Below are 6,033 nucleotides of genomic sequence, written 5' to 3' on the forward strand. Positions count from 1 at the left end.
AAACTAATTTAATCGAAAAAGCCGCCTTAGAAACCAGTATGCCGCCTTTAAATGCCGATGAGATGGTTAATGCTCTCACTGCCGATAAAAAGGTTAAAGATGGCAAGGTTAGATTTATTTTACCAACGGCAATCGGCCAAGTGACCATTAGCGATCGAGTCACCCCCACCCTGGTGCGCGAGGTGTTATCACCAACCGAATCCAGGCAGTAAACGCTTTTTCAATTGTTGCATCCCTTGTTCCGTAACATCCCGGTATTTTAAATCTCCCACGAGAATACGTCCCATCAGTTGACCGGCGATCGGACGTTTAACGGCGACATTGTAGGCGATTTGGGTAAATTGATAGAATAAACCAGCCAATTTGGCCGCTAAAGCCATATCTTCACCCCATTCTTCCCGAATTATCCGACTATAGCTCGCTAAAGCCTGATTATCTCCGGCTAAAGCTCGCTCAATCGCCTCGGCTGCCTTAACTCCCGTCAAAATTGCCGGACGGATACCCTCACCGATGAGAGGATCGAGAATCCCCGCCGCTTCTCCTGTAATTAGGGCATTTTGGGCGTGTAGCGGTTGATTTCCGTTCCAAAAAGCTAAAGCATACTCACTATAGTGATAATCCTCTAAATTCCAGCCCTTTTGACGGGCATAATTTAACAGTTGTTTTTTTAGCTCCTCGGATTTGATGCTGCCCTTAAAACAAGCACCGCTAATTGTGTAACCATTAGACTTGGGAAAAGCCCAGATATAACCATTTTTTAGGGAACCAAAATCAAAAAAAGCTTTTTGGGGTGGAATAGTCGCTTCTGCGTTAGTAATTTCCAGAGTAGCCCCGATCGCTTCGTTTTTCGCTGGTAATCCCAACCAGCGACTGGTATTACCCTTAACACCATCGGCAGCAATCAGATATTTACCTGAAAATGTTCCTTGGGATGTGGTAACTTGCCAGTGATCTTGGATGAATTTGATCTGGGTAACTTCGCTGTTATCTTGGATAGTTGCCCCGACTGCGATCGCCTGTTGACCTAAAAAATCATCGAAACGATCCCTTTGTACCATCCACATCGGTTCTAGCATATTTAACTTAGTGGTGACGGTATCCCCCTGTTTCCAAGTAAACTGTACTTCCGTGACGGTATTCTCGATCACGGGAGTAAAGTCAAAATCAAACCATTGCTTAATTGCTGGGGATACCCCCCCACCACAGGGTTTATAACGGGGTAATTTCGCTTTATCGAGGATCAGGATCGATCGTCCCTTTTTAGCTAGATGATAACCCGCCGTCGCTCCTGCTGGTCCCGCACCGATGATAATACAGTCAAACATTTGTACTAATTGAAGTCGTTGAACAAATTTATAGACAATTTACGCTATTTTGGGCAACTTGTGTTGAGTCTGGTTTCTTGTCCCTTCTTCAGTCGGTTGAGCTTGCCTCTCTATTTTCTAGCTGATTTATCCCCCAATTTCCCAGAGAGCCTAATCTCTGGCTTTTTTAGCTAATTGATCAATTAAGTAGCTGGTTATAATTAAATTAAAAATGGATTTTAGGTTCGATACCCCCTTGATAAGGGGGGTGTCTGATAATTTTTAACGCCTACCTACTTATCTTCACCGGATCAATCGTATAATCAAAAAAACTATAACGGCTCGATTATATCATGAAAATTGTTTCTATTAAAATAAAAAACTATCGTATGTTTAAAAATATACACATAAGAGATATTCCCCCTTTTTGTGTGATTATTGGAGCTAACGGCACGGGAAAATCTACTCTATTTGATATTTTTGGTTTTCTGCGAGATGCCCTCAAAAACAACATTCGCCAAGCTTTACAAATTCGCGGCGGTTATAGAGAAATTATCACTAGAGGTCAAGAACAGGAAGATATTGAAATCGAGCTGCAATTTCGCATGAAAATCTTAGATACAGAACGTCTGGTTACTTATCAAATCATAATTGGACAAAACAATAATCGCCCCGTTATCAAACGCGAAATACTTCGCTATAAACGGGGTGAACACGGTAAACCTTTTCATTTTTTAGATTTTCAACTTGGTCAAGGATATGCTATCACCAACGAAGAAGATTTTAGTAAACCGGATAAAGAACTCGATCGAGAAGAACAACAGCTAGAATCTAATGATATACTAGCAATCAAAGGATTAGGACAATTTCAACGTTTTAAAGCCGCTACAGCCTTTCGTTCTCTGATTGAAAATTGGCACGTTTCTGACTTTCATATTAGCGAAGCTAGAGGAAGTAAAGAAATATATTATGCTGAACACTTATCCACCACTGGCGACAATATAGCTACAGTCGCTCAATATATTTATCAACAATATCCCAAAATTTTTCAGCAAATTCTCGAAAAAATGAAACAACGAGTTCCGGGTATTTCCTCTGTGGAAGCCAAAGAAACCGAAGACGGTCGCTTGATTTTACGTTTTCAAGATCAGGCCTTTAAAGACCCTTTTATTGATCGCTATGTTTCTGACGGGACTATGAAAATGTTCGCTTATTTAATATTACTATTCGATCCCAATCCTCATCCCCTACTCTGTGTCGAAGAACCAGAAAACCAACTTTATCCTACTTTATTAAAAGAACTAGCCGAAGAATTCGCCCACTATAGCGATCGGGGGGGTCAGGTATTTGTTTCTAGCCACTCCCCCGATTTTATCAATGCGGTTCCACTAGCTAGTATTTTCTGGCTAATTAAATCCCAAGGTATCACACAAATCCATAGGGCTGCCGATAGCGAAATCCTCAAAAACTTAGTAGCGGAAGGCGATTTACCCGGCTATCTTTGGAATCAAGGCTGGTTTGAAGGAGTAGAACCCTAATGAACTATGATATCGTATTTTTGCTAGAAGAGTCATCTATAAAAAATGTGTTAGAAGAACTTTTGCCTAAACTTATTCCCCCAGAAATAAGCTATATATGTATTGGTCATCAAGGTAAACAAGACCTAGCCAAATCTATTCCTATAAAACTCAAAGCTTTCAAGAAATCTAGTCCCAATACCAAATTTATTATTGTCCATGATCAGGATTCCCACGATTGTCAAAAACTCAAAAAAGAACTAGGGGAAATTTGTCAAAATGCCAGTGATGCTCAAGTCTTAATTCGGATTATTTGCCATGAATTAGAATCTTGGTTTCTGGGAGATTTAGCAGCGGTGGCCAAGGCGTATAATTTAAATAGTCTCGGTCAAAAACAAAATCAAAGTAAATACAGAGAACCAGACCTGCTTAACTCGGCCAAACAAGAATTAAAAAAGCTAGTGAAAGAGTATTATGCAGGAACCCACTCTAAACAGATTGCCCCCCATCTTTCCCTAACTGAAAATAAATCCCGTAGTTTTCAAACTTTTATCCAAGGTATCAAAAATGTTGTGGAAATGATACAACGCCCCAATCCGAACCAGAACTAAAATAGACCTCGACCTAATATAATTAAAAGCCTGTAAGATCGTAACTAGGGTGATAATTTCTCTGGGTGTCATTTTTACTCCCAAAAATATTCCCCCCGGCAGAACCGAGGGGAAAGTGGGGAAAAATCGCTAATCTAGCAGTTTAAGGCTAAGTCTTGGGATTCTTTTTTCAAGAGATTAACGAGGGTTTCGTCACCATTCTCTTGAGCGATTTGTAAACGACGTTCCAGACGACGACGAATATTGTTCAGATGGATGCTAGAAAGGGTTTCCTCTTGGACAACAACAGGGGGTTTGACAACGGGCAACGGACAAGTGCTGGGGATGACTTGCCCGGTAAGATGAGGACGGGTGCTGTAGGCAACTCCACGATACTGACGATGCAGTTTCGGTTCTAATTGGAGCATATGGCGAGGATAATGGTGATTCCAGTCTTGACCTCGGTATTTACCCCCGATATCTCCGGTCTTCATCTCCAAGGGGAGAGAATCCCTTTCGTACTTAACTCCTCGATAGGCTAACGTCATATCACCGACTCCCTGCAATGCTTTAAAGTGACTTTAATCTCTCTTGTCGTCTCTATTTAGGGACAACAAGTTAGAAGATTTTATTTCTTATTCTGTATCTATTTTTACATTTTGTTAAGGAAATTGAAAAAACTTTATAAAAATTTAATATTTTCTAGCTGGCTATAGTATCCTTTTCCGGCTGGGTTTGGTCGCCCACCAAAGGAGCCTCTAGGGGTTTGAGGATTAATTTTGGTTGCTCGTCCTCATTGATGAGACGAATTTGAATTTGCGGGCCGGAGGCGGCTAAACGAACCACCATGCCATCAACGACGACGGTTTTCTCGAGCGGTTTGCCATTGAGAAACGTCCCATTTGCCCCTAAATTTTCCAATTCCCAATCATCGTGATCATTATTATGGCGGATTTCTAAGTGCCGCCTCGAAACCACAGCACTATAGAGAACTACATGATTATCCAGCGCCCTGCCGATGAGAATGGTTGATTGATCATTGTCAAACTGCCAATGTTGTAGGGGCGTGGACTGGCTGGGGTGTAAAAGAGTTAAAGTGATCACGGTGACTATTGGCGGCAAGATAGAGGCGGTGGACAGGGTAAATTTTATTTGTTGTCAAGATTCATTCTTGCCATTAATACTAAATCCGTTGAGTATAGGCTACATATCAGGACGGGCAAAAGGCAAGAGGCAAGAGGCAAAAGGGGGAATAAATAATCAGTTTTTAATAACCGGATTTAGGATAAGTCTTTAATCCTAGCAATGAATATCTCTAGTTAATTGACTAAGCCTTTTCTTTCTATTGTCTCACACTTTCCCGTTCCCTCAGAACCGACCTCCCCCAGAAAATCTAGCCCCTTCGCCCTAGTATTAATAAAACTGATGGGGTATGATTTCCACATTTTGAGCAATTTTTAACCTCTTCAGGGATAAGATAGTGCTGGTGTCACCTAAACATTGATCTATGAGCGGCTTTATTATCAAAATAATCTTGATATCGGCTTTGATTTCCCTGGGAATTAAATATCTTGCCCCTTTATTATCGATCGCTCCCAGTCCTCTTAACACTTTAATTCTGGTTTTTACTCCTTTTCTGCTCACGGTTTTTGCCCTCTGGAGACGGACAATAACTGATTAGGAATTTTTCTCCTTACTCATCATGACTTTTGGCAGCAGCCTCGGTTTAGTCCTGTTAGTCTTTTGTCTGTTGATTCTCTGGCAGATTCGACAGATTCTTTTATTATTATTGATGGCGATTCTTCTGGCTCAGATTTTAAATTTGGCTGTGACTTGGTGGCAGCGTCATCACCTCAAGCGTTCCTCCGCCCTAATTATCACTCTTTTTGGCTTTTTTATTGGTATTATCGGTATTTTTGTGGGGATTATACCCGCTTTAGTCCAACAATTTCGCCAATTATTTAGTTTACTTCCCCAAGCTATAGAAAGACTCTGGGGACAAGTCCATAGTCTTGAGGATTATCTCGATCCTAGTCTGGCCACTGTCTTCCCAGACTTTAAAACGCTGCTGGCTCAATTACAACCCCTGATTAACCAAATTGCTGGCCGGGGTTTAAGCATTTTTTACGGTACTTTCGGCATTATCCTCAGCTTACTGCTAATTATTGCCCTGAGCTTGATGATTCTCGCCGATCCTGCCGCTTACCACCGTTGTTTTCTGCGTTTATTTCCCGCTTTCTACCGTCCTAGAGTACGATCGATCCTAGAACAGTGCGATCGAGATTTAAAAGCTTGGCTGAAAGGGATTTTCTGTCATATGTTGATTATGACCTTGGGCAGTTGCTTGGGTCTATCCCTGATTGGCATTCCCCTCGCTTTTTCCCAATCTATTCTGGCAGGATTTCTCACCTTTATCCCCAACCTCGGGCCGGTTCTAAGCACGATTTTACCCTTTTCTATCGCCCTTCTGGAAGCTCCCTGGCAACCCTGGGCGGTTTTACTACTCTACAGCAGTATTTATCTGTTCATTCAATATTTCGACCATCATTCACCGCTGCCCATTTTAACAGTGCGATCGCTCAAGCTCTTACCCGCTTTTACCCTGTTGGCCCAGTTGTTTTT

Annotated in this window: 7 protein-coding genes and 1 pseudogene; 5 read left to right on the top strand and 3 right to left on the bottom strand. The window is 41.6% G+C overall.

The window, feature by feature from the left end; all coding sequences use genetic code 11:
• Window positions 1-212: pseudogene (locus IQ242_RS14405) on the top strand (3-dehydroquinate synthase); the annotation flags it as partial.
• On the opposite strand, the gene IQ242_RS14410 reads toward IQ242_RS14405, so the two are convergent.
• Complete coding sequence (locus IQ242_RS14410) at window positions 189-1,325, bottom strand: geranylgeranyl reductase family protein (RefSeq protein WP_193960437.1); 1,137 nt, start codon at window positions 1,323-1,325, stop codon at window positions 189-191. The pseudogene IQ242_RS14405 and the gene IQ242_RS14410 overlap by 24 nt on opposite strands.
• A gap of 332 nt (window positions 1,326-1,657) precedes the next feature.
• Between IQ242_RS14410 and IQ242_RS14415 the strand changes: the two genes are divergently transcribed.
• Both IQ242_RS14415 and IQ242_RS14420 read left to right on the top strand, forming a co-directional pair.
• Complete coding sequence (locus tag IQ242_RS14415; protein ID WP_193960438.1) at window positions 1,658-2,842, top strand: AAA family ATPase; 1,185 nt, start codon at window positions 1,658-1,660, stop codon at window positions 2,840-2,842.
• Entirely contained in the window at window positions 2,842-3,432 is a 591-nt protein-coding gene (locus tag IQ242_RS14420) for a DUF4276 family protein (RefSeq protein ID WP_193960439.1), read from the top strand. Before IQ242_RS14415 ends, IQ242_RS14420 begins: the two co-directional genes overlap by 1 nt.
• 134 nt (window positions 3,433-3,566) lie before the next feature.
• Here IQ242_RS14420 and IQ242_RS14425 read toward each other — a convergent pair whose 3' ends face one another.
• A complete protein-coding gene (locus tag IQ242_RS14425) occupies window positions 3,567-3,959 on the bottom strand; it encodes a DUF4278 domain-containing protein (RefSeq protein ID WP_193960440.1) in 393 nt (130 codons plus the stop codon).
• Window positions 3,960-4,113: 154 nt separating this feature from the next.
• Complete coding sequence (locus IQ242_RS14430) at window positions 4,114-4,515, bottom strand: FHA domain-containing protein (protein WP_193960441.1); 402 nt, start codon at window positions 4,513-4,515, stop codon at window positions 4,114-4,116.
• Between the two features lie 403 nt (window positions 4,516-4,918).
• Here IQ242_RS14430 and IQ242_RS14435 point away from each other — a divergent pair, with 403 nt between their 5' ends.
• Window positions 4,919-5,092 (top strand): hypothetical protein, encoded by a 174-nt coding sequence (locus IQ242_RS14435; protein ID WP_167341553.1) that lies wholly within the window; start codon window positions 4,919-4,921, stop codon window positions 5,090-5,092.
• A 21-nt stretch (window positions 5,093-5,113) separates the two neighbouring features.
• Window positions 5,114-6,033 (top strand): AI-2E family transporter (locus IQ242_RS14440; RefSeq protein WP_193960442.1); only part of this gene is annotated, 920 nt, incomplete at its 3' end.

Source organism: Microcystis sp. LEGE 08355 (assembly GCF_015207185.1).
In the GTDB taxonomy this organism is placed as follows: Bacteria; Cyanobacteriota; Cyanobacteriia; order Cyanobacteriales; family Microcystaceae; genus Microcystis; species Microcystis panniformis.

What these genes read in the sequence shown, in the direction of transcription:
- IQ242_RS14410 (WP_193960437.1), bottom strand. Translation starts at nt 1,325, where the DNA reads ATGTTTGACTGTATTATCATCGGTGCGGGACCAGCAGGAGCGACGGCG.
- IQ242_RS14415 (WP_193960438.1), top strand. Translation starts at nt 1,658, where the DNA reads ATGAAAATTGTTTCTATTAAAATAAAAAACTATCGTATGTTTAAAAAT.
- IQ242_RS14420 (WP_193960439.1), top strand. Translation starts at nt 2,842, where the DNA reads ATGAACTATGATATCGTATTTTTGCTAGAAGAGTCATCTATAAAAAAT.
- IQ242_RS14425 (WP_193960440.1), bottom strand. Translation starts at nt 3,959, where the DNA reads ATGACGTTAGCCTATCGAGGAGTTAAGTACGAAAGGGATTCTCTCCCC.
- IQ242_RS14435 (WP_167341553.1), top strand. Translation starts at nt 4,919, where the DNA reads ATGAGCGGCTTTATTATCAAAATAATCTTGATATCGGCTTTGATTTCC.